Origin of the sequence: Kitasatospora sp. NPDC058478, assembly GCF_042720345.1 — a bacterium.
Lineage (GTDB): Bacteria > Actinomycetota > Actinomycetes > Streptomycetales > Streptomycetaceae > Kitasatospora.
Map to the genome: position 1 here is coordinate 1 of NZ_JBHXML010000034.1, position 22,304 is coordinate 22,304.

Genomic DNA, 22,304 nt, shown 5'->3' on the forward strand with positions numbered 1-22,304 from the left:
CCTCCCGGCCCGGGGCTCGGGCGCAGGAACGCGGGGGATCAGGCCTCGGAGGACGCCTCGGCGGCGACGATCTCGCGGCCGCCGGAGCGCGGGCCGCGCAGTACGGCCAGGTAGGCGACGCCGATGCCGATCAGCGCCCAGACCACCAGGACCACGATCGGCATGCCCAGGTTGGTGGAGCCGAAGTAGGCGATCGACTTGGTGGCACTGGTCCCGGCGCCGTTCGGGATCAGCGAGCCGATGGCCCGCCAGAACGGCGGCATCATCGGTGCCGGGTAGACGCCGCCGGCGCTCGGGTTGCCCAGCACCACGAAGATCAGCACCGCGACGCCGATGCCGATGACGTCGAACAGGCACTGCAGCGCCATGGTGAACGCGCCGACCGTGAACACCACCAGGGCGCCGATGCCGGTCAGGGCCAGGATCGAGCCGGGCAGCGCGTCCAGCACCGGTCCGGCGATGATCGTGCCGCCGAGGCCGGCGCCGACCGAGTACAGCGCCAGCACACCGAGGCGGATCAGCAGGCGGTGGACGTTGGCGGGCTTGGAGCCGGCGCTGATGCCGAGGATCGAGGCGACCAGGTAGCCGCCGACGCACCAGCCGATGACCAGGTAGAACGCGGAGAGGCCGTTGGTGTCGCCCTTGGCGAGCGGCACGACGTCCTCGACCTTGACGGTGCGGCCCTGGGCCTTGTCCAGCGCGGTGGTGATGGACTCGGCGGCCTTGGCGGCGGAGGTGCCGCGGGCGCCGCCGACCAGCAGGGTGTCCTCGGTGCCGGTCGGGTTCACGACCAGCGCGGCGTAGATCTTCTGGTCCTTGATCTGCTGGGCGGCCGTCTCGGCGTCCGGGGCGGTGACGGCCTTGACGGCGTCGTCCGGCACGGATTCCAGCGCCTGGACCAGCTTGGGGGCGACCTGCGGCGGGGCGACCACCGCGATCGACAGCTCGTGCGGGGCCGGGTGGTGCAGCGCCCCGACGTACGAGGTGATGAAGCCGAGCTGCAGCAGCAGCACGCCGATCACGAGCAGTGCCGCACGCGGTGTGACCGCGCCCTTCAGTTCAGCGACGAAACCCTGCCCCGGGGCGGCCATCCACATCTCCTTGTGTATTGGGGGAAAACGGATACTTCATACCATGAACTAGTTAGCTTGTCGCACCCCACGCGCCGCCTTCCAGCCAGTGCGGCTGCGGGATACTGGCGCGGTGAGTGACGAGGAATCCCTGCTGGCGGTGGAGCGCGAGGTCGCGCTGATGTTCCGGCGGGGCCGGGCCCGAGTGGCGGAGCTCTCACGCCGGGTGCACCCCGAGCTGGAGGGGATGGCGTACAGCATGCTCGGCTACATCGAGCAGGCCGGGAGGGTGCGGGTGACGGACGTCGGCGTGCACTTCGCGGTCGGCAAGGCCACGGTGAGCCGGCAGATCCGGGCGCTGGAGGAGCTGGGCCTGGTGGCCCGGGAGACGGATCCGCTGGACCGCCGGGCCGCGCTGGTCTCGCTGACCGAGGACGGGCGGCGGCGCTACCTGGCGGCCCGGGACGTCCGGATGCGGCGGGTGCGGGAGCTGCTGGGCAGCTGGTCGCCGGAGGACGTGGACCGCTTCGCGGTGCTGCTGCACCGCTTCAACGACGTGATCGGGGAGCCGCCGGCGGAGTGACCGGGGGGCGGGTCGCGGCGGCTGGATCCAGGCCTGGGGGCGCGGCCTTTACTTGGGCTTGAAGAAAGTTGCCTTAGTCAACCATCGGGCCTATGGTTGCGTAAGGCAACAATTTTCCCTGCCTGCGCACCCCCCGCCCCCGCTCACTCCTCCCGCCGAAGGACCCAGATGACCGTCACAGCCGAGGCGACCGTCGGAGCCGCCGTCGACGATCAACCGATGACCCACCGGCAGGTGATGGAGGCGCTGTCCGGCCTGCTGCTCGGCCTCTTCGTGGCCGTGCTCTCCTCGACCGTCGTCTCCAACGCCCTGCCGCACATCCTCACCGACCTGCACGGCGGCCAGTCCGCCTACACCTGGGTGATCACCGCGGCCCTGCTGACCCTGACCGCCTCCACCCCGATCTGGGGCAAGCTCTCCGACCTCGTCAGCAAGAAGCTGCTGCTCCAGATAGCCCTGCTGATCTACATCGCCACCTCCGCCCTGGCCGGCCTCTCCCAGAACACCGCCGAGCTGATCGCCTGCCGCGCCCTCCAGGGCATCGGCGCCGGCGGTGTGGTCGCGCTGGGCCAGATCTGCCTGGCCGCGATGGTCCCGCCGCGCGAGCGCGGCCGTTACAGCGGCTACTTCGGCGCGGTCTTCGCGCTGGCCACCATCGGCGGACCGCTGATCGGCGGCGTCATCGTGGACACCTCGTGGCTGGGCTGGCGCTGGTGCTTCTACGTCGGCATCCCGTTCGCGCTGGCCGCGATCCTGGTGGTGCAGCGCACCCTCAAGCTGCCGGTGGTCAAGCGCAAGGCGAAGATCGACTACCTGGGCGCGCTGGTCATCACCGGCGCCGTCAGCCTGCTGATGATCTGGATCACGCTGGCCGGCACGAACTACGACTGGCTGTCCTGGCAGACCGCCGCGATGGTCGGCGGCGGCCTGCTGCTGGGCGCCCTCGCCGTGGTGATCGAACGCCGCGCCGCCGAGCCGATCATCCCGCCGGACCTCTTCAAGTACCGCACCGTCACCCTGGCCGCGGTGGCCAGCGTGCTGGTCGGCGTCGGGATGTACGGCGCGACCACCTTCCTCAGCCAGTACTTCCAGCTGGCCCGCGCCAAGTCCCCGACCATGGCCGGCCTGATGACCCTGCCGATGATCCTCGGCCTGGCGCTCGCCTCCACCGTCGCCGGCCGGCTGATCACCAAGTACGGCAAGTGGAAGGCCTACCTGGTCGCCGGCACGGCGCTGCTCGCGATCGGCTTCGGCCTGCTCGCCACCGCCCGCGCCGACACCGACTACAAGCTGCTCTGCGTCTACATGGCGATCACCGGCATCGGCCTCGGCCTGACCAGCCAGAACCTGGTGCTCGCGGTGCAGAACACGGTGCCGCGCCACGAGCTCGGCGCGGCCAGCTCCGTGGTGACGTTCTTCCGCACCATGGGCGGCGCGATGGGCGTCTCCGCGCTCGGCGCGCTGATGAACAGCAAGGTGACCCACTACCTCGCGGAGAACCTGGCCGCCGCGCACATCCCGGCCGCGAGCGCGGCCGGCGGCGGGGGCATCCCGGACCTGCACAAGCTGCCCGCCCCGATCGTCCCGCTGGTGACGGACGCGTTCGGGCACGGCGTCGGCACCGTCTTCCTGTGGGCCGCGCCGTTCGCGGCGCTGGCCTTCGTCACGGTGCTGTTCATCCGGGAGACCGCGCTGAAGACCAGCCAGCAGGGCTGACTCCGGGCGGGGATGCGCGAACGGGCCGGGGAGTGTGGATCACACTCCCCGGCCCGTTCGGTTCGTCCCGCGCGCGCGGACGGCGGGAACCGTCGGCCACGCGCTACGGCGCGGCGACCAGGACCACGCGCTACGGTGCGGCGATCAGGACCAGGCCGTAGACGACGGCCGCGGCGCAGAGGCCGAAGCAGGCGTAGGCGCCGGCCAGGGCCAGCCGGCCGCCGCCCGGCTCCTGGGCGGCCTCGCCCTCGCGGGCGCTCAGCGCGGCCTCGCGGCGGGACAGGGCCAGGATGCCGAGTGCGAAGACGGAGACCACGGCGACGGTGATGCCGAAGCTGGCACCGGCGGTCTGGGCCAGGGCGTTCCACTTGATGTGCATGGCGGGTGCTCCTCAGCCTGCGGCGCTCAGGCCGCGACCGTGGTCGAGGCGGGGGTGGGGGCGTTCGCGGGGGCGGCGGTGGTGGGGACCTCCACCGGGGTGACGTCGTTGACGTCGTTGACGTTGTCCGCGCTGATCGGCTGGCGGCGGGAGATCAGCCACATCGCGCCGGAGCCGGCCACCAGCACGGCGCCCACCAGGACGATGCCCCAGGTGCCCTGGCGGACCAGCAGCGCGGCGCCGCCCGAGACCAGCGCGGCGGCCGGCAGGGTCAGCGCCCAGGTGTAGACCATGCGGCGCACCAGGCTCCAGCGCAGCTCGGCCTTCGGGCCGCCGAGGCCGGCGCCCATGATGCCGCCGGAGCAGACCTGGGTGGTGGAGAGGCCGAAGCCCATGTGCGAGGAGGTCAGGATGACGGTCGCGGCGGCCGACTCGGAGGCGAAGCCCTGCGGCGCCTTGATGTCGGCGAGGCCCTTGCCCATCGAGCGGATGATCCGCCAGCCGCCCATGTAGGTGCCGAGCGCGATCGCGGCGCCCGCGGAGATGATCACCCAGGTGGGCGGCAGCGCGCCGTGCGGCAGGGCGCCGACCGACACCAGGGTCAGGGTGATGATGCCCATCGTCTTCTGGGCGTCGTTGGTGCCGTGCGCGAGCGAGATCAGCGAGGACGAGAAGATCTGGCCGGTCTTGAAGCCCTTGGTGGCGGTGGTCTCGTTGCCCTTGCGGGTGATCGCGTAGGCCAGCTTGGTGGCGCCCCAGGAGGCCAGGCCGGCGACCAGCGGGGAGGCGATCGCGGGGATCAGGATCTTGGAGAGGACGGTGTCGAAGTTGACGCCGTTCATGCCGACACCGACGACGGTGGCGCCGATCAGGCCGCCGTACAGCGCGTGCGAGGAACTGGACGGCAGGCCGCGCAGCCAGGTCAGCAGGTTCCAGAGGATCGCGCCCGCCAGTGCGGCGAAGATGATCTCGGGGTGGATGCCGCTCTTCTCGTTGACGATGCCGCCGGAGATGGTGGTGGCGACCTTCACGGACAGGAACGCGCCCGCGAAGTTGAGGACGGCCGCGATGGTGACCGCGACCTTCGGCCGGAGGGCTCCCGTCGCGATGGAGGTGGCCATCGCATTGGCGGTGTCGTGGAACCCGTTGGTGAAGTCGAAGGCGAGCGCCGTGATGATCACAACGGCTACCAGGAACGAGATGTGTTCCATACCCAAACAATCGTCGTAGTTGTCGCACGGACGTTGGTGTCGTCGCGACCGTAGGTCTGTTTGGTAAACGGAAGGTGAACTGAGCCGGGAATCGTGGTTCCGCTGGTGTCCCGGTGGTGTCCGGAAGCTTTCGGAAGGGTGTCGGCGGTCGCGCTGAGCTGGACATTAGCGAAGTTCGCCCCGGTTCGCTCCGGTTTGCTGAGAGCTGTCTCACAGATCAACCGAGAATTAACCTCCCAGTCCGGATGCGCCCTGTTTCCGGTGAGTAACCCGTGGGAGGATCTGCGGGATCCGGGGACGCCGGTGACAGGCTGGGGCGGGGAGGACCAACCCATGGGCGGGGCTGCACAGCGCACTGAAACGGCAGTCGTACGGCCCTGGCTGCGGGCGGCACTGCGCTGCGGAGCCGCCCTCGCGGCCGCCGCGCTCGCCCTCCCGCTCGCCGCGCAGGCCGCGTACGCCGCCCCCGACCCGGGCGCCTCGATCACCGCGGCCAGTCCGGGCGACGACCCGCTCGCCGCCGCCAAGGCCACCCTCGGCCCGCTGCTCGACCAGCTGCACGCGCTCTACCAGAGCGCCGAGACCGCCACCGAGCAGTACAACGGCGCCGTCGCCAAGGTCGCCGAGCAGCAGGCCGCGCTCACCGACCTCCAGGGCAGGATGGACCGCCAGCAGAAGCAGGTCGACGCCGGCACCGACATCGCCTCCCAGCTCGCCGCCGCCCAGTACCGCAACGGCGCCGCCTCCGCCTACGCCGAACTGCTGCTCTCCAAGGACCCGTACGAGGCCGTCACCATCGCGGAACTGCTCACCGCCGCCAGCCGCTCGCAGTCCGAGTTCCTGGACCGGCTGAAGACCGACCGCGAGGCCCTCGCCGGCCTGACGAAGCAGACCGAGGACGCGCTCAAGACCTCCCAGACGCTGGTCACCCAGCAGGACGCCGCCAAGGCCAAGGTCGCCACCGACCTCGCCTCCGTCGAGCAGCTGGTCTCCTCGCTCACCGGCGCCCAGCGCACCGAACTGGAGAAGCTGGAGAAGGCCAAGGCCGACGAGGCCCAGCTCGCCTTCCTCGCCTCCGGCGCCCTCGGCAAGGGCGAGCGCACCCCGTCGGCGGTCGGCCGCACCGCCATCGCCTTCGCGCTCGCCCAGCTCAACAAGCCGTACCTGTGGGGCGGCGCGGGGCCGGACTCCTTCGACTGCTCGGGCCTCACCTCGCAGGCCTGGCTGCACGCCGGGCTGCCGATCCCGCGCACCAGCCAGGAGCAGTGGGCCCAGCTCCCGCACATCGCGCTGAACCAGCTGCGCCCCGGCGACCTGGTCATCTACTTCGAGGGCGCCACGCACGTCGCGATGTACATCGGCGGCGGGCTGGTCGTCCAGGCACCCCGGCCGGGCGCCGTCATCAAGGTGTCGCCGATCGGCTCGATGCCGATCCTCGGGGCGGTGCGGCCCGACCCGTCCGGCGCGGCGGACGAGGCCGGCGGCAGCTGGAAGGTGCCCGACCTGCCCGCCGGCTGGGACACCGTCACCCCGATCGCGCCCAGCCCGGCCAACCAGGTCCCGGCCGCCCCGGCCCCCGGCACGCCCGCCAACCCGCCGGCCACCCCGGGCACGCCGTCCACCACCCCGGGCACGCCCGCGGACACCGGCACCGGCACGCCGTCCGGCACCGGGACCGGAACGCCCACCGACCCGGGGACGCCGTCCGGCACCGGCACCACCGCCCCCGGCACGCCCACGCCCACGCCCACGCCGACCCCGACCGGGACGGGCACGCCCACCCCGACCGGGACGGGCACCCCGGCGCCGACCGGCACGGGCCCGGCGACGCCCGCCCCGACCGGCACCGGCACCGGCACCGGCACCCCGGGTTCCACCGGCACCGCGGCCTCCACCACCACCGGCTCGGCGAGCGCCGGGGCCCCGGGCAGCGCCACCGCGACACTGCCGCTCGGCAGCAACTAGGCCCTAGGTCCGGACAGGACCTGAGCCATGACGAAGGCCGCCCGGCGTCCACGGACACCGGGCGGCCTTCGCGTGCGTCACGCCGGGGCGCCGGTGTCCGGCTCGAAGCGGACGACCACGGCCTTGGAGGTCGGCGTGTTGCTGATGTCGGCGGTGGAGTCCAGCGGGACGAGCACGTTGGTCTCCGGGTAGTAGGCCGCCGCGCCGCCGCGGGCCACCGGGTAGTGGACCACCCGGAAGTGCGGGGCGCGCCGCTCGACGCCGTCCCGCCACTCGCTCACCAGGTCGACGAAGGCGCCCTCGGCCAGGCCCAGTTCGGCGGCGTCGGCCGGGTTGACCAGGACCACCCGGCGGCCGCCCTTGATGCCCCGGTAGCGGTCGTCCAGGCCGTAGATGGTGGTGTTGTACTGGTCGTGCGAGCGCAGCGTCTGCAACAGCAGGCGGCCCGGCGGGACCTCGGGGGCGGTGAGCGGGTTGACGGTGAAGTTGGCCTTCCCGGTCGCGGTGGGGAAGGTCCGGGAGTCGCGCGGGCCGTGCGGCAGGGTGAAGCCGCCGGGGCGGCGGACCTTCTCGTTGTAGTCCTCGAAGCCGGGGACGACCCGGGCGATCCGGTCCCGCAGGGTGTCGTAGTCGGCGGCGAAGTCCTCCCACGGCACGGTGTCCCCGGGGCCGAGGACGCTGCGGGCGAGCCGGCAGACGATCGCGGTCTCGGAGAGCAGGCCCGGGGCGGGCGGGCGCAGGCCGCCGCGCGAGGAGTGCACCTGGCCCATCGAGTCCTCGACGCTGACGAACTGGGCGCCGGCGCCGCTGACGTCCCGGTCGGTGCGGCCCAGGGTGGGCAGGATCAGTGCGCGGGCGCCGGTGACCACGTGCGAGCGGTTGAGCTTGGTGGAGACGTGCACGGTCAGCCGGCAGCGGCGCATCGCCGCCTCGGTGACGTCGGTGTCCGGGGTGGCCGCGACGAAGTTGCCGCCCATCGCGAAGAACACCCCGACCCGGCCGTCGCGCATCGCCCGGATGGTGTCCACCGAGTCGAGGCCGTGCGCGCGCGGCGGCTCGAAGCCGAACTCCTTGCCGAGCGCGTCCAGGAAGGCCGTCGAGGGCCGCTCGAAGATGCCCATCGTCCGGTCGCCCTGGACGTTGCTGTGCCCGCGTACCGGGCAGACCCCGGCGCCCGGGCGGCCGACGTTGCCGCGCAGCAGCAGGAAGTTGACCACCTCGCGGATGGTCGGGACGGCGTGCTTGTGCTGGGTGAGGCCCATCGCCCAGCAGACGATGATCTTCCGGGAGCCCAGCACCAGCCGGCCGAGCTCCTCGATCTGCTCCCACGGCAGGCCGGTCGCGGCGAGCACCTCGGCGCGGTCGGTCGTGCCCGCCTGCGCCTCGAACTCCTCGAAGCCGTGGCAGTGTTCGGTGACGAAGGCGCGGTCGACGCCGTCCTGCTCCAGGATCATCCGGTTGAGCGCGCGGAACAGCGCCAGGTCCCCGCCGAGGCGGATCTGCAGGAACAGGTCGGTCAGCTTGGTGCCGTGGCCGACCAGGCCGCGCGCGTGCTGCGGGTTCTTGAAGCGCTCCAGGCCGGCCTCCGGCAGCGGGTTCACGCTCACGATGGTGGCGCCGGCCCGCTTGGCGCGCTCCAGCGCGGAGAGCATCCGGGGGTGGTTGGTGCCCGGGTTCTGGCCGGCCACGATGATCAGGTCGGCCTGGTAGAGGTCCTTGAGGCTGACGCTGCCCTTGCCGACGCCGAGCGTCTCGGTGAGCGCCGAGCCGGACGACTCGTGGCACATGTTGGAGCAGTCCGGCAGGTTGTTGGTGCCCAGCCGGCGGGCGAACAGCTGGTACGCGAAGGCGGCCTCGTTGCTGGTCCGCCCGGAGGTGTAGAAGGCGGCGCCGTCCGGGGTGTCCAGGGCGCGCAGCTCCTCGGCGATCAGCGCGAAGGCGTCGTCCCAGGAGACCGGCGTGTAGTGGGTGGCGCCCTCGTCGAGCAGCATCGGCTGGGTGAGGCGGCCCTGCTGGCCCAGCCAGTAGCCGGAGCGCTCGGCCAGCTCGGCGACCGGGTGGGCGGCGAAGAACTCGGCGCGGATCCGGCGCTCGGTGGCCTCCTCGGCGACGGCCTTGGCGCCGTTCTCGCAGAACTCCGCCGTGTGCGTCTTGCCCGGTTCCGGCCAGGCGCAGCCGGGGCAGTCGAAGCCGTCCGGCTGGTTGACCTTGCGCAGCGTGGCGAGGGTGCGCAGGGGGCCCATCTGCTCGGCGGCCATCCGCAGGCTGTGGCCGACCGCGGGCAGCCCGGCCGCCGCGTGCTGGGGCGCGGACACCTCGGGGGCGTCCTGCGCCGGGTCGCTCTGCGGGGCCTGCTTGGCCATGACCGCTTCTCCTCGGCTCTGCTCGTCCGGCGGCCGTGACACCGGGGTGACACCGGGCCCGCCGGGCCCGCCGCTTCGTCGCGGGGGCTCGGGGCCCCATCCTTCCACCCGGGTACGGACGGGGGGAGGGGGGTCGAACGGGTCTTCGGGCCCCGAACCTGCGACCGGGCCGCTCCCGGGGCCCGCCGTCAGGCCCCCCTCGTCCGGCCGGAGGGCGGGCGCGGCGGTGGCGGGGTGCGCTGACCGCACGGCGGAGCAGGGGCGGCGACCGCCGACCGCGCGGCGAGGCGGGTGCCTTGGCGGCGGCGGGCGGGCGGGGGATCGACGACGGGCGCCGGGGCGGCGGCCGGGAGCGCGGCCAGTGCCCGCAGCAGCGCGCGGGCGGCGGCGTCGTTCTGTCGGAATCCCGGGGAATCGGTGCGGGGCCGGGCGAAGGCGGCGGCGGCGCGCAGGCTGGTGTGCGGGCCGAGTGCGGTGCGCCGCGGGTGCGGGGCGCCGCCCAGGGCCGGGTCGAGCAGTCGGCTGTCGCCGGGGGCGATGGTGACCAGGCCGGAGCGGTGGGTGTACTCCTCGTCGGCGACCACCTCCTCCACGAGCCGCCCGGCGCGGTGCAGTTCGCGCAGCACCGGGTCGAGGGTGCGGGTCAGCTGGTGCTTGGGCAGGTACGCCTCGACCAGGGCGGTGGCGGTGATGCGGTGGCCCGGCACGGTGTCGCCGCCGGCCCGCCAGGTGCCGGTGGCCTCGTCCCGTTCGACCCGGACGCCCGCGCCCAGGAAGCGCACGATCCCGGCCTCGGACAGGGCGAGCAGCTGGCGCAGCCGGAAGCCGGGCGGGCCGGAGGCGAGGTAGCTGAAGTAGCCGAAGAACCACCCGTCCACCTCTTCGGCGACCGAGCGGGCGGTGAGCCGGCCGGTCGCGAGGATGCGCGGGAGCTGGCCGAACAGCGAGAGCAGGGCGAGGAAGGCGCCGAGGTCGGCGCTGTGCGCGGGGTCGGCGCGGCGGTCGGCGTCGGCGGTGACGTAGGCGCGCAGGTGCTGCTGGAGTTCCTCGGCGGAGCCGAGTTCGACGCCGGCCAGCGGGTGGTCGAGTCGTTCGAAGTCGATCCGGTCGGCCGGGTCGGGTACCGCCTCGGCGACCAGGGCGGCCAGGTCGGGGGAGTACCAGTCGTGCCGGTCGAACCGGGCCAGGAACTCCGGCCAGGGCAGCGCGGTGCGTTCGGGGTGGGCGTGGAACAGCTCGTGGTAGTGCCCGAAGGCGGTCTCCTTGGCCATCGACGGCCAGAAGTCGCGCCGGAGTTCGAGCGGCCCGTCGGTGGCGAGGACGGCGTCCACGGCGGCCGCGTCGAAGTACCGGGGGAGCGGGGCGGGCGGCCCCTGGAGTCGGTAGTCGGTCTTGGAGTGGTACGGGACGCCGCGCCGGGATCCGAGGTGCAGCACCGGTTCGCGGCCGGACGGGCGGTAGCGCAGCCCGTCCCCGGTGGGCTCGAAGCGGCCGCCGCGCCCTTCGGTGAGCAGGGCGACCAGGTCGACGGAGGCCAGGCCGAGGCCGCGCAGCACGACGTGCTCGCCGGGGGCGATGCCGTCCAGGTCGGCGTCGGCGGAGTAGGCGGGCGGGAGGTGGAAGCGGCCGTGCCGGGCGGCGAAGTCGGCGTCGGCGGCGTACCGGGGGTGCGGGGTGGAGTCGAGGTGGCCGAGGGTGAGGGCGACGTGGTCGGCGGTGAGCGTCCGGCCGGTGAGGTGGACGGTCTGCGGGCCGTCGGGCGGGCCGTCGATCCGCCGGACGGTGTCCCGGTGCACGGTGACCGTGACGTGCGGCGGCAGGTCGGCGACGGCGCGGCGGAACGCCCAGTCCAGGTAGGCGCTCTGGGCCCGGCGGGTGGGGAAGTCGGTGGGCGCGAGGGTGTCCAGTTCGGCCCGGACGGCCGGGTCGGCGACCTCCCGGTAGGGCGCGAACTCCCGCCGCCGGAGCGCCCATTGGGCCAGCGAGGGGCCCGGGCGGACCGGCCCGTCGATGGTCGAGCGCTCGTCGGTGAACATGGTGACGTCCTCGGCCATCGAGTTCATCCGCAGCAGCGGGGACTGCTCGTGGCGCCAGATCCGGCCCGCGCCGGGCGGGTGCGGGTCGACCAGGTGGACGTGCAACGGGCGTTCGGCGGGCAGGAGTTCGGCCGCGTTGGCGGCGATCCGTTCCAGCAGCCCGGTGCCCCGCGGGCCCGCGCCGACGATCACCAGGACACTCATGCGGCCACCTCACTTCGCTCGGCAGGCGCTTCGCGCAACACGCACCTCTCGATGATTCGCTCGCTCCGCTCGCTCATGCGCCCACCTCGCTTCGCTCGGCAGGCGCTTCGCGCAACACGCACCTCTCGATGATTCGCTCGCTCCGCTCGCTCATGCCGCCACCTCGCGCAGCCGTCGCAGGGCGGCCCGGGTCCGCTGGAACGGGGTGGGCGGCAGGCCGTCCCGGGTGGCGCCCTTGGCGTAGTGGCGCTCGACGTAGTACTGCCCGACGGACAGCAGGGTGGTGACCACCAGGTACCAGATGGTGGCGACCACCAGCATCGGGATGACCCGGTACGACTGCAGGTAGACCAGCTGCACCGAGTAGAGCAGGTCGGAGACGGCCAGCACGCTGACGATGCTGGTGCCCTTGAGCGCGCTGATCAGCATGTTCCCGGCGGTCGGCACGATCGAGCGCATCGCCTGCGGGACGACGATCCGGCGCAGCACCCGCCACCGGCCGAGGCCGAGCGCCGAGGCGGCCTCCAGCTGGCCGCGGTCGACGGACAGGATGCCGCCGCGGATCACCTCGGCGGCGTACGCGGTCTCCAGCAGGGTGAGGCCGATGACGGCGGTGAGGGTGGGGCCGATCAGGTTGACGGTCTTGACGGTGACGAACTCGGGGCCGAACGGGATGCCGAGGCCGAGGGTCGGGTAGAGCGCGCCGATGTTGAAGAAGAACAGCAGCTGCACCAGCGGCGGGGTGGAGCGGAAGATCCAGATGTAGCCCCAACTCAGGGTGCGCAGCACCGGGTTGCCGGACATCCGCATGACGGCGAGGCCGGTGCCGAGGACGAAGCCGAGGGCGAGGGTGACGGCGGTGAGCCAGAGGGTCAGGGTGAGGCCGTTGAGCACCGACCCGGCGGTGAACCAGTCGGCGACCACGTCCCACTGGAAGGCCTTGTTGCGCACCACGGAGTTGACGGCCATCGCGGTCAGCAGCAGCGCGATCCCGGCGCAGACCCACTGCCCGGGCCGGCGGCGGGCGACGATCCGGGCGCCGGGGTCGGGCGGCGGGCCGGGGCGGTCGGAGGCGGAGGCGGAGGTGGAGGCGGCGGCGGGGGTGGGCGTGGAGCGGGCGGGGAGGAGGTCCTGCGGGCTGGCCATGGCGGCGGCTCCTGGCGGAGGTGCGGGCGGGCGGGAGGTACGGGTGTGGTCACGTACGGCCGTCGCACCGGCCCGTGTCCCTCAACACGGCCGGCGCTGTGCACTGCACTCCGCCGTGATCGTACGCATGCGCGATCGACGGCTGTCAAGGGTGGTCCGGGCCCTGGCCGGGGCCCGGCGCGGACCGGTCGCAGGGCGACAGGAGATCGCAACAGAGCGGCAATGATGGGTGGTTGACGGACCACTTGGCAGGCTGTTCAACTTGAGGCCATGTACGCCGAGCAGCCCCTGGTCACCCGCGACCACATCGACTTCGGTCGGGTGTGGTCCGCGGCGTGTCGCGGCTGACCCGGCAGCGGGCCGCCCGTCCGGCCCTCTGATCTCCCGCGGGGACCCCTCCCTCGGTCTGCCCCGCCGCGGGCCGGGACCAGCCGTCCGCAGCTGACGGCGTCCCAGGCGCACGCTGCCGTCCGACGACCGCGCACTGAACTCCGGCAGTACTCCCTCGTCCACGCCTGCCTCCCACCTCCTCCCGCCGCGCGAGCGCCGACCCCACCGTCGGCGCGGCCGCCGCGCACCCGTGCTCACGGCCGCCCCGCCCCGGCCGGCTCCGGCCTGCCCACCCGCAGTCCACCGGACTCCGCTCACCCCGAAAGGTTCCGCCATGCCCGTCGAATTCCTCGGTATCGCCGCCACCGGCGACGGCTCGGAGACCACCCCCCGCTCCACCGCCGCCTTCGACCGCGACTACACCCTGCGGCTGGCCCGGGTCCACGAGGACCACGGCTGGGACCGGGTGCTCTTCGCGTACGGCGCCGGCTCCCCGGAACCCGCGGCCGCGGCGGCCTTCCTCGTCTCGCACCTGGACCGGCTGCAGATCCTGCTGGCGCACCGGCCGAACGTCTCCTACCCGACCTTCGCCGCCAAGACCTTCGCGACCCTGGACCAGATCAGCGACGGGCGGCTGACCGTCCACTTCATCACCGGCGGCAGCGACCACGAGCAGCAGCGCGAGGGCGACTTCCTGTCCAAGGACGAGCGCTACGAGCGCACCCGCGAGTACATCGGCATCGTCAAGAAGGCGTGGACCAGCCGGGAGCCCTTCGACCACGAGGGCGCCCACTACCGTTTCAACGACTTCGTCTCCGACGTCTTCCCCGTCCAGCAGCCGCGCCCCGGGGTCTCCTTCGGCGGCTCCTCGGACGCCGCCTACGCGGCCGGCGGCGCCGAGGCGGACGTCTACTGCCTGTGGGGCGAGCCGCTGGCCCGCACCGCCGAGCAGATCGAGCGGGTGAAGGAGGCGGCCCGGGCCGCCGGGCGCACCGACGTGCCGCGGATCCAGGTGGCGTTCCGGCCGATCATCGCGCCGACCGAGGAACTGGCCTGGGAGAAGGCGCACCGGACGGTGGCCGCGATCAAGGCCCGCCGGGAGTCCGGGGAACTGGTCCGCCGGGGCCGCCCGCTCGGCGCCGCAGCGCCTGAAAACACTGGTTCCCAGCGGCTGATCGAGATCGCCGAGGCCGGCGAGCGCTACGACCGCGCGCTGTGGACCCCGACCGCCGCGGCCACCGGCGGGGCCGGCAACTCCAACGCCCTGGTCGGCACCCCGGAGACGGTCGCCGAGGCGCTGCTCGACTACTACGACCTCGGCGTGGACATCCTCTCCGCCCGCGGCTACCACCTGCTCGACGACGCGATCGACTTCGGCCGCCACGTCATCCCGATCGTCCGTGAGGAGGTCGCCAAGCGGGACGCCGCCAAGGCCGCCGCGGCGGCCGAGCGCGCCGAGCGGGACCGGCACCAGCTGATCGCGGTGCAGGCGTGAGCGCTCCGGACCGGGGGGCCGGCCCGGCGGCCGGGTTCCGCCGGGTCACCATCGACGACCCGCTGGTCGAGCCGCTGCTGCGCGAGCTCACCCACGAGTACGTCAGCCGCTACGGCCCCGAGGCGCACCAGGAGATGACCCGCTACCCCCGGGACGCCTTCGCCGAGCCGCACGGCGTCCTGCTGCTCCTGCTGGAGGACGGCGAGCCCGTCGCCGGCGGCGCGTACAAGCGGTACGACGAGCGCACCGCCGAGCTGAAGCGGATGTGGACGCACTCCGCGCACCGTCGCCGCGGCCTGGCCCGCCGGGTGCTGGCCGAGCTGGAGCGGACGGCGGCCGCCGCCGGCTACGCCCGGATCTACCTCACCACCGGTCCGCGCCAGCCCGAGGCCAGGGGCCTCTACCTGGCGTCCGGCTACACCCCACTGTTCGACGTCGCCGCCGACCCCCTGACGATCGGCCCGCTCCCCTTCGAGAAGCACCTGCCGGTGCTGGCTCCGACCCCCTGAAAGGCCCCCCGTGAGAAGCACCACCGTCCGCCGCCGCCTGCTCGCGGCCACCGCCCTGCTGCCGGTGCTGGCGCTGGCCGCGTGCGGCTCGGACCCGAAGATCGCGGGCCCGGCGGGGGCGAGCGGGCCCGCCGCCACCGCCGTCTCCCAGGACGTCGTCTCCGGCCTCGCGAAGTCGGACGCCGCCGCCGCGCTGCTGCCCGAGGAGGTCCGCAAGGCCGGCACGCTGACCTTCGGCGCGTCCTTCGGCTCGCCGCCCACCGCCTTCTACGCCGACCAGGCCACCAAGAAGCCGGCCGGGATCGACGTGGACTTCACCGATGCGGTGGCCAGGCTGCTCGGGCTGACCGTGCAGCGCCAGGAGGCCGCCTTCGAGACCATCCTGCCCGCCCTGGACAGCGGCAAGTTCGACGTCGGCACCGGCAACTTCGGGGTCACCACGGCCCGGTTGAAGACCATCGACTTCGTCACCTACATCGACGACGGCCAGGGCTTCGCGGTCCGCAAGGACAACCAGGCCGTCCAGCCGGTCACCGACCTGCTCCAGCTCTGCGGGCTGACCATCGGCACCGGCGCCGGCACCACCTTCGAGACCACGCTGAACGCGAAGCGCACCGCCTGCACCGACGCCGGGAAGAAGCCGTACGAGGTCAAGGCGTTCAGCGACCCCGGGGCCGTGCTCACCGGCCTCCAGCAGGGCCGGGTCGACGTCCTGATGTCCACCATCAACGGCCTGCGCTACCAGGCCGCGCAGGAGGCCTCCGGGACGCGCTTCCTCGGCGAGTTCCACCGGCTGGACGTCGGCTTCGCGTTCAAGAAGGGCTCGAAGCTCACCCCGGCCTTCCAGGCGGCGGTCAACCAGCTGATCAAGGACGGGACGTACGAGCGGATCCTCAGGAAGTGGGGGGTCGCCGAATCGGCGATCAAGGAGTCCCTGATCAGCCCGCCCGAACACCAGTGATCCCCGGGTCTGCCGAAGGAGCCTCCCGATGACCGCCAGCACCACCGCGACGTCCCAAGCCCAAGCCCAGGCCCAGGCCCCGACCCCGGCTCGGGCCGAGCGGGCACCGGCGACCGGACCCGATCCCGGTCCGGGCGCCGGCCCCCGCCTGGACCTCGACGAACTGGCCGCTCTGCGGGCCGTCCCCGCCCGGCACCCCTGGCGCTGGGGGATCGGGGTCGCCGCCCTCGTCGTGCTCGCCCAGTTCGCCCACGGCCTGGCCACCAACCCCGGCTGGGACTGGGCCACCTTCCGGCTCTACTTCACCGCCGACACGATCGTCCAGGCGGTCGGCCGCACCCTCGAACTCACCGTCTACGGCACCGGGCTGGGCTTCCTGCTGGGCGCCGTGGTGGCCGCGATGCGGCTGTCCCGCAGCGCGATCCTCCAGTCCATCGCCTGGGCGTACGTGTGGGTGTTCCGCTCGATCCCGCTGATCGTCCAGCTGGTGTTCTGGTTCAACCTGTCGTACCTCTACAAGCGGTTCGGGATCGGCATCCCGTTCGGCCCGACCTTCGGGGACTTCGAGACGGTCGGCGTGCTGAGCGCGCTCGGCGCCGCCGTGCTCGGCCTCGGGCTGCACCAGGCCGCGTTCGCCGCCGAGATCATCCGCGGCGGCGTCATCGCGGTGGACGCCGGCCAGCGGGAGGCCGCCACCGCGCTCGGCATCCCGCGCTGGCGCCAGAGCCGGCGGATCGTGCTGCCGCAGGCGATGCGCGGCATCCTGCCGGCCGCCGCCAACGAGGTGATCTCGCTGCTCAAGGGCACCTCGGTGGTCTACGTGATGGCCATCGGCGAGCTCTTCTACCAGGCCCAGGTGGTCTACGGCCGGACCGGCCGGGTGGTGCCGCTGCTGATGGTCGCCACCGTCTGGTACGTGCTGCTGACCACGGTGCTGTCCATCGGCCAGTACTACGTCGAGCGCTACTTCGCCCGCGGCGCGCAGCGCACCCCGCCGCCCACCCCGCTCCAGCGCGCCCGGGCCTTCGTCCGGAGCCTGCCCGCCCGCACGCCGACCACCCGCACGCCGACCACCCGCACGCCGACCGCCCGCGCAGCGACCGCCCGCACCACCGGAGGACGTCGATGACCACGCTCACCAGGACCGAACCGGCGGCCGCACCGATGGTGCAGGTCCGCGGCCTGCACAAGAGCTTCGGGCCACTGGAGGTGCTGCGCGGCGTCGACCTGGACGTCCCGGCCGGCTCGGTCACCGTGGTGCTCGGCCCGTCCGGCTCCGGCAAGTCCACGCTGCTGCGCGCGATCAACCACCTGGAGAAGCTCGACGGCGGCTACGTCGCCATCGACGGCGAGCTGATCGGCTACCGGCGCTCCGGCGACCGGCTGTACGAGCTCAAGGAGCGCGAGGTGCTGCGCCAGCGCACCCACATCGGCTTCGTGTTCCAGAACTTCAACCTGTTCCCGCACCTCACCGTGCTGGAGAACCTGGTCGAGGCACCGATCGCCGCGCTGCGCCGCCCCAGGGCCGAGGCCAGGGCTACGGCGCTGGCGCTGCTGGAGCGGGTCGGCCTGGCGGACAAGGCCGCCGCGTACCCCCGGCAGCTCTCCGGCGGCCAGCAGCAGCGGGTGGCGATCGCCCGGGCGCTGGCCCTGGAGCCGAAGGTGCTGCTGTTCGACGAGCCCACCTCGGCGCTCGACCCGGAGCTGGTCGGCGAGGTGCTGGACGTCATCAAGGACCTCGCCCGGACCGGCACCACCATGATCGTGGTCACCCACGAGATCGGCTTCGCCCGCGAGGTCGCCGACACCGTCGTCTTCATGGACGGCGGCGTGGTGGTCGAGCAGGGCCCGCCGGCCGAAGTCCTGGACCGCCCCCGGCACGAACGCACCCGGGCCTTCCTCGCCAAGGTGCTCTGAGCCGAGGTGCTCTGAGCCGAGGTGCTCTGAGCCGAGGTGTTCTGAGCCGAGGTGCTCCGAGCCGAGCTGCCCCGAGCCGAGCTGCCCTGAGCCGAGGGCCTCCAGCCCTTCCCGCCGCACCGAAACCCCCTTCACCGAGCAGGAGTTCCGCCATGCCCCTACCCCGTCGCGCCCTCGTGACCGCCGCCGGCTCGCTCGCCGCCGCCCTCGCCCTGACCGCCTGCGGCGGCGCGTCCTCGGGGGCCACGGCGGAACTCGCCCCGGCCAAGGGCAGCACCGCGCCGAACGGCGCCGTGGTGAACCTGACGGCTGACCAGAAGCGGGTGACCACGGCCAAGGTCGACGCGATCGCGGCGCTCGTCCCGGAGGAGATCAGGAGGAGGGGGACCCTGGCCGTCGTCGACTCCCTCGGCACCACCCCGCCGCTGGACTTCTACGCCAACGACGACAGGACCATCATCGGCGTCGAGCCGGACATCGCCACCCTGGTCGGCAACGTGCTCGGCCTCAAGGTCGAGTTCAACCCGGTCTCCTGGGAGAACATCTTCGTCGGCCTGGACAGCGGCAAGTACGACGTCGGCCTCTCCAACATCACCGTCACCGAGGCGCGCAAGGAGAAGTACGACTTCGCCACCTACCGGCTGGACGTCCTCGGCTTCGAGGCCAGGAAGGGCAGCGGTCTCAAGGTCACCGGCGCCAAGGACCTGGCGGGCAGGTCGGTGGGCGTCTCCTCCGGCACCAACCAGGAGAAGCTGCTGATCTCCTGGAGCGAGGAGAACACCAGGAACGGCCTCAAGCCGATCGACATCAAGTACTTCCAGGGCGCCGAGTTCTACCTGGCGCTCTCCTCCGGCCGGATCGACGCCTACGTCGGCCCCAATCCCAACCTGGCCTTCCACGTCGCGCAGACCGGCGAGACCGAGATCGTCGGCACCTACTCGGGCGGCGGCGCGGACGTCCTCGGCAAGATCGCCGCGACCACCCGCAAGGGCAACGGGCTGGTCCAGGCGCTCAACGGGGCGCTGAACGAGGTGATCAGGAACGGCAGTTACGGCCAGGTGCTCAAGCGCTGGGGCCTGGACAACGAGGCGGTGCCGACCTCCGAGGTCAACCCGCCCGGGTTGCCCAAGCCGTAGGGCCCGTCCGTTCACCCGTTCGCCGCCCCCCGCCGCTATGGTGACCCCTCCGATCCGACGGCGAACACCGCCCGGACACGGCGGACTTGGGGGAGGACATGCAGCAGGGGGAGGTGCTCGACGGCCGGTACCGGCTGGACGAGTGGCTGGGCAGGGGCGGATTCGGGGTGGTCTGGAAGGCGACCGACCAGCGGCTCGACCGCGAGGTCGCGGTCAAGCTGCTGCTGGCGGAGCACGCCGCCGACCGGGAGGCCGTCGGGCGGTTCGTCCGCGAGGCCCGCACGGCCGGCGGCCTCTCCAATCCGCACATCGTGACCGTGTACGACTACGGCCTGGTCGCGACCGCCACCGGGGGGACCCACTACCTGGTGCTGGAACTGGTCCGCGGCCGGGCCCTGTCCGACATCCTCAAGGACGGCGTCCCGGACCAGGAGGCCGCGCTGAAGTGGATGCGCCAGGTCTGCAAGGCGCTGGACGCCGCGCACCGCTCGGGCGTCGTCCACCGCGACATCAAGCCCGAGAACGTGATGGTCGACGCGGGCGGCAAGGCCAAGGTGCTGGACTTCGGCATCGCCCGGCTGCTCACCCAGTCCGCGGTGCTCACCTCCACCGGCAGCGTGGTCGGCACCGTCCCGTACCTGGCGCCCGAGTGCTGGTCCGGCGCCGCCGTGGACGGCCGGGCCGACCTCTACGCGCTCGGCGTCATGCTGTACGAACTCTGCACCGGGCGGCGCCCGTTCCGCGCCTCCTCGGCCGCCGAGTACATGTACAAGCACCTGGAGGAGACCCCGCCCCGGGTGCGCAGCACCGATCCGGCGCTGGCCGACCTGGTCGCCGGGCTGCTCGCCAAACGGCCCGCGGACCGGCCGGCCACCGCCGCCGAGGTGCTGGAACGGCTGCGCCGGATCCGGCCCGGGGTGCTCCGCCCGTACGACCCCAGCCCGGAGCAGCTGCGCCGCCGGGCCGACCAGGCCTGGCTACGCGGCGCGCAGGGCGCCCCCGGGGAGGCCGTCGAGATGCTCACCGCGCTCATCCCCGACCTCGCCCGGATCTGCGGTCCGGCCGACCCGCGCACCCTGCGCACCTGCCACGACCTGGCCCTGTGGCTGGCCCAGGACGGCAGCCCGGGCGCCGCCGTCGCGCTGCTGCGCGAGCTGGCCGCGGAGCCGGCCGCCGAGCCGGACGTCCGGGCCGACGCGCTGCGCGACCTCGACCGCTGGCACCGGGAGGCCGCCCGGAGCGGGCCGGGCCGGCCGCGGGCGCTGAGCCTGGCCGGCCTGCTCGGCGGCGGCCCGCAGGGCGGCTGAGGGCTCTCGGCGGAGCGCGGGCGGGAGGCTGTCAACCGTGCGGGCCGCTGATTCGGCGTCTGCGGCGACTGTGGGAATTGAGAGGAATCCGCCCACCGGGACGGTCTGGTTCACGGCCGGTGGCGTTGATATACCTCGTTGCCAGAGTCGGGTGCGGTGTCTTCGGCCGCCCCGGTGAGTTGCGACGAAAAGGCTGGTGACGGATCGATGAAGCTCCTCCGCGTCGGACCCCCGGGCGCCGAGCGCCCGGTCGTGCTGGGTCAGGACGGCATCGGGTACGACCTCTCCGGGCGTGCCCGGGACATTGACGGGGCCTTCCTGGCCGGGCTGGACGCCGCCGCCCTGGCGCGGGACGTGGCCGCCGGGGTGCTGCCCCGGGTGGACCTCGCCGGGCAGCGGGTGGGCGCGCCGGTCGCCCGCCCGGGCAAGGTGGTCGGCATCGGGCTCAACTACCGCGACCACGCCGCCGAGGCCGGGGTCGCGCCCCCGGACGAGCCGGTGATCTTCCTCAAACCGAGCTGCACCGTGGTCGGCCCGTACGACGAGGTGCTGGTGCCGCGTGGCGGCGAGAAGACCGACTACGAGGCCGAGCTGGCCGTCGTGATCGGCCGCACCGCCCGCTACCTGGCCGGGCACGAGGAGGCCGCGGCGGTGATCGCCGGCTACACGATCGCCAACGACGTCACCGAACGGGCCTTCCAGTTCGAGCGCGGCGGCCAGTGGGACAAGGGCAAGTCGGCGGAGACCTTCACCCCGCTGGGGCCCTGGCTGGTCACCGCGGACGAGGTGGCCGACCCGCAGCAGCTGCCGCTGCGGCTGTGGGTCAACGGCGGCCTGCGGCAGGACGGCAACACCGGCAAGATGATCTTCCCGGTGCTCGAACTGGTCCGCTACGTCAGCCAGTTCATGGTCCTGGAGCCGGGCGACGTGATCGTCACCGGCACCCCGGCCGGCGTCACCCTGGGCCACCCCGGCACGCCGTTCCTGACCCCGGGCGACATCGTCGAGATCGAGATCGAGGGCCTCGGCCGCCAGCGGCAGGTCCTCGGCAAGGCGTAGGGCGTGCCTGACACTCCCTGACAACCCCGCCGGCGCGGCACCGGCCGCCCCGACCCCGGGCACGGGGGTCGGGTCACCGGGCCGCCAGCACCTCGCGCAGCCGCTCGGCCCGCGACGCCTGCGGCCCCTCCAGCGCGAGCAGCACGGCCAGCACCTGCGCGGTCTGCGGGTCGTGCAGCGCGGTCGCCGCCGCCATCGCCGTGAACTGGTCCACCAGCCAGTCGCGCAGCTCGCCCACCGGCAGCGTGCGCCCCTCGTCCAGCCAGGTCAGCGACGCGCCCTCGACCACCGCGATCCACGAGCGCACCAGCAGTGTCAGCCGGGGCCCGGCCTCCCGCACGCCGAGGTGCCGCAGGGTCCGCTTGAGCGCCGCCCGCCGGACGTCGTCGACGATCGCCGAGGTGCGGGCCGTCTCCACCACCGAACCGCCGCGCAGCAGCGCCGAGTAGCCGGCGTCGTGCTCGGCCACGAAGGCGAAGTAGCCGTCCAGGACGGCCGCCAGTTGCTCGGACGGGGTCCCGGCCAGCGGGACGGTGAAGCGGCTGGTCAGCTCGTCGGCCGCGCTGCGCAGCGCGGCCTCGTACAACTGCTGCTTGCCGCCCGCGAAGTAGCGGTAGACCAGCGGGCGGGAGGCCCCGGCGGCCTCGGCGACGTCGTCCAGGCCCACCTCCTCGGGCGGCCGGGCGGCGAACAGTTCCAGGGCGACCGCGATCAGCTGTTCGCGGCGCTGCTGCACCGGCAGCCGCCGGTAGCCGGTGCGGCGCGGGCGGGGGCCGGGTGCGGCCGGGGCGGGCACCTGGTCGGTTGCCGTGGCGGGGCGGGCTTCCATGGCGGTCAGCGTAATGGGCGTGGGCCCGATCGGATCCTGTCGCGCGCGGCGGTTTCCCGAACGTGTGTTTGCGTGGGTCCGCCCGGCG

At 73.3% G+C, this 22,304-nt stretch carries 18 protein-coding genes; 11 read left to right on the top strand and 7 right to left on the bottom strand.

What is annotated here, in order from left to right:
* Positions 1-38 precede the first annotated feature (38 nt).
* Positions 39-1,091, bottom strand: a complete 1,053-nt coding sequence (locus ACFWPT_RS20000; RefSeq protein ID WP_380483160.1) for an ABC transporter permease — start codon at positions 1,089-1,091, stop codon at positions 39-41.
* Between the two features lie 112 nt (positions 1,092-1,203).
* Here ACFWPT_RS20000 and ACFWPT_RS20005 point away from each other — a divergent pair, with 112 nt between their 5' ends.
* A complete protein-coding gene (locus ACFWPT_RS20005) occupies positions 1,204-1,653 on the top strand; it encodes a MarR family winged helix-turn-helix transcriptional regulator (protein WP_371517154.1) in 450 nt (149 codons plus the stop codon).
* 168 nt (positions 1,654-1,821) lie between these two features.
* A complete protein-coding gene (locus tag ACFWPT_RS20010; RefSeq protein WP_063347836.1) occupies positions 1,822-3,369 on the top strand; it encodes an MDR family MFS transporter in 1,548 nt (515 codons plus the stop codon).
* A 130-nt stretch (positions 3,370-3,499) separates the two neighbouring features.
* Here the strand turns inward: ACFWPT_RS20010 and ACFWPT_RS20015 are convergent, their stop codons facing one another.
* Both ACFWPT_RS20015 and ACFWPT_RS20020 read right to left on the bottom strand, forming a co-directional pair.
* Positions 3,500-3,748, bottom strand: a complete 249-nt coding sequence (locus tag ACFWPT_RS20015; protein ID WP_063347835.1) for a hypothetical protein — start codon at positions 3,746-3,748, stop codon at positions 3,500-3,502.
* A gap of 26 nt (positions 3,749-3,774) precedes the next feature.
* Complete coding sequence (locus ACFWPT_RS20020; RefSeq protein ID WP_380372581.1) at positions 3,775-4,959, bottom strand: anion permease; 1,185 nt, start codon at positions 4,957-4,959, stop codon at positions 3,775-3,777.
* Positions 4,960-5,292: 333 nt separating this feature from the next.
* Between ACFWPT_RS20020 and ACFWPT_RS20025 the strand changes: the two genes are divergently transcribed.
* Positions 5,293-6,924 (top strand): NlpC/P60 family protein, encoded by a 1,632-nt coding sequence (locus tag ACFWPT_RS20025; RefSeq protein ID WP_380483162.1) that lies wholly within the window; start codon positions 5,293-5,295, stop codon positions 6,922-6,924.
* 77 nt (positions 6,925-7,001) lie between these two features.
* On the opposite strand, the gene ACFWPT_RS20030 is transcribed toward ACFWPT_RS20025, so the two are convergent.
* From ACFWPT_RS20030 to ACFWPT_RS20040, 3 genes are all read right to left on the bottom strand, one after another.
* Entirely contained in the window at positions 7,002-9,287 is a 2,286-nt protein-coding gene (locus tag ACFWPT_RS20030; protein WP_380372586.1) for an FdhF/YdeP family oxidoreductase, read from the bottom strand.
* A gap of 188 nt (positions 9,288-9,475) precedes the next feature.
* Positions 9,476-11,527: an FAD/NAD(P)-binding protein gene (locus ACFWPT_RS20035; RefSeq protein ID WP_380483164.1), complete on the bottom strand. Its 2,052-nt coding sequence runs from the start codon at positions 11,525-11,527 to the stop codon at positions 9,476-9,478.
* A gap of 150 nt (positions 11,528-11,677) precedes the next feature.
* Positions 11,678-12,673 carry an amino acid ABC transporter permease gene (locus ACFWPT_RS20040; RefSeq protein WP_380483166.1) on the bottom strand — a complete coding sequence of 332 codons (996 nt, stop codon included), beginning with the start codon at positions 12,671-12,673 and terminating at the stop codon, positions 11,678-11,680.
* Positions 12,674-13,337: 664 nt separating this feature from the next.
* Here ACFWPT_RS20040 and ACFWPT_RS20045 point away from each other — a divergent pair.
* The 8 genes from ACFWPT_RS20045 to ACFWPT_RS20080 all read left to right on the top strand — a co-directional run bounded on the left by ACFWPT_RS20045 (position 13,338) and on the right by ACFWPT_RS20080 (position 21,387).
* The gene (locus tag ACFWPT_RS20045; protein ID WP_380483168.1) at positions 13,338-14,498 is read left to right on the top strand and encodes an LLM class flavin-dependent oxidoreductase; all 1,161 of its coding nucleotides are present in this window, start codon (positions 13,338-13,340) and stop codon (positions 14,496-14,498) included.
* Positions 14,495-15,007, top strand: a complete 513-nt coding sequence (locus ACFWPT_RS20050) for a GNAT family N-acetyltransferase (RefSeq protein WP_380372598.1) — start codon at positions 14,495-14,497, stop codon at positions 15,005-15,007. The genes ACFWPT_RS20045 and ACFWPT_RS20050 overlap by 4 nt, the downstream gene beginning before the upstream one ends.
* Before the next feature lie 10 nt (positions 15,008-15,017).
* Positions 15,018-15,968 carry an ABC transporter substrate-binding protein gene (locus tag ACFWPT_RS20055; protein WP_063347827.1) on the top strand — a complete coding sequence of 317 codons (951 nt, stop codon included), beginning with the start codon at positions 15,018-15,020 and terminating at the stop codon, positions 15,966-15,968.
* 28 nt (positions 15,969-15,996) lie between these two features.
* Entirely contained in the window at positions 15,997-17,097 is a 1,101-nt protein-coding gene (locus tag ACFWPT_RS20060) for an amino acid ABC transporter permease (RefSeq protein ID WP_380483170.1), read from the top strand.
* Positions 17,094-17,885: an amino acid ABC transporter ATP-binding protein gene (locus ACFWPT_RS20065; protein WP_350879624.1), complete on the top strand. Its 792-nt coding sequence runs from the start codon at positions 17,094-17,096 to the stop codon at positions 17,883-17,885. The genes ACFWPT_RS20060 and ACFWPT_RS20065 overlap by 4 nt, the downstream gene beginning before the upstream one ends.
* Before the next feature lie 152 nt (positions 17,886-18,037).
* The gene (locus tag ACFWPT_RS20070; protein ID WP_380483172.1) at positions 18,038-19,021 is read left to right on the top strand and encodes an ABC transporter substrate-binding protein; all 984 of its coding nucleotides are present in this window, start codon (positions 18,038-18,040) and stop codon (positions 19,019-19,021) included.
* 98 nt (positions 19,022-19,119) lie between these two features.
* Positions 19,120-20,328, top strand: coding sequence for a serine/threonine-protein kinase (locus ACFWPT_RS20075; RefSeq protein WP_380483174.1), 1,209 nt, complete (start codon positions 19,120-19,122; stop codon positions 20,326-20,328).
* 207 nt (positions 20,329-20,535) lie between these two features.
* Complete coding sequence (locus ACFWPT_RS20080; protein ID WP_380483176.1) at positions 20,536-21,387, top strand: fumarylacetoacetate hydrolase family protein; 852 nt, start codon at positions 20,536-20,538, stop codon at positions 21,385-21,387.
* A 73-nt stretch (positions 21,388-21,460) separates the two neighbouring features.
* Here the strand turns inward: ACFWPT_RS20080 and ACFWPT_RS20085 are convergent, their stop codons facing one another.
* Positions 21,461-22,216: a TetR/AcrR family transcriptional regulator gene (locus tag ACFWPT_RS20085; protein WP_380336772.1), complete on the bottom strand. Its 756-nt coding sequence runs from the start codon at positions 22,214-22,216 to the stop codon at positions 21,461-21,463.
* Positions 22,217-22,304: the final 88 nt, after the last annotated feature.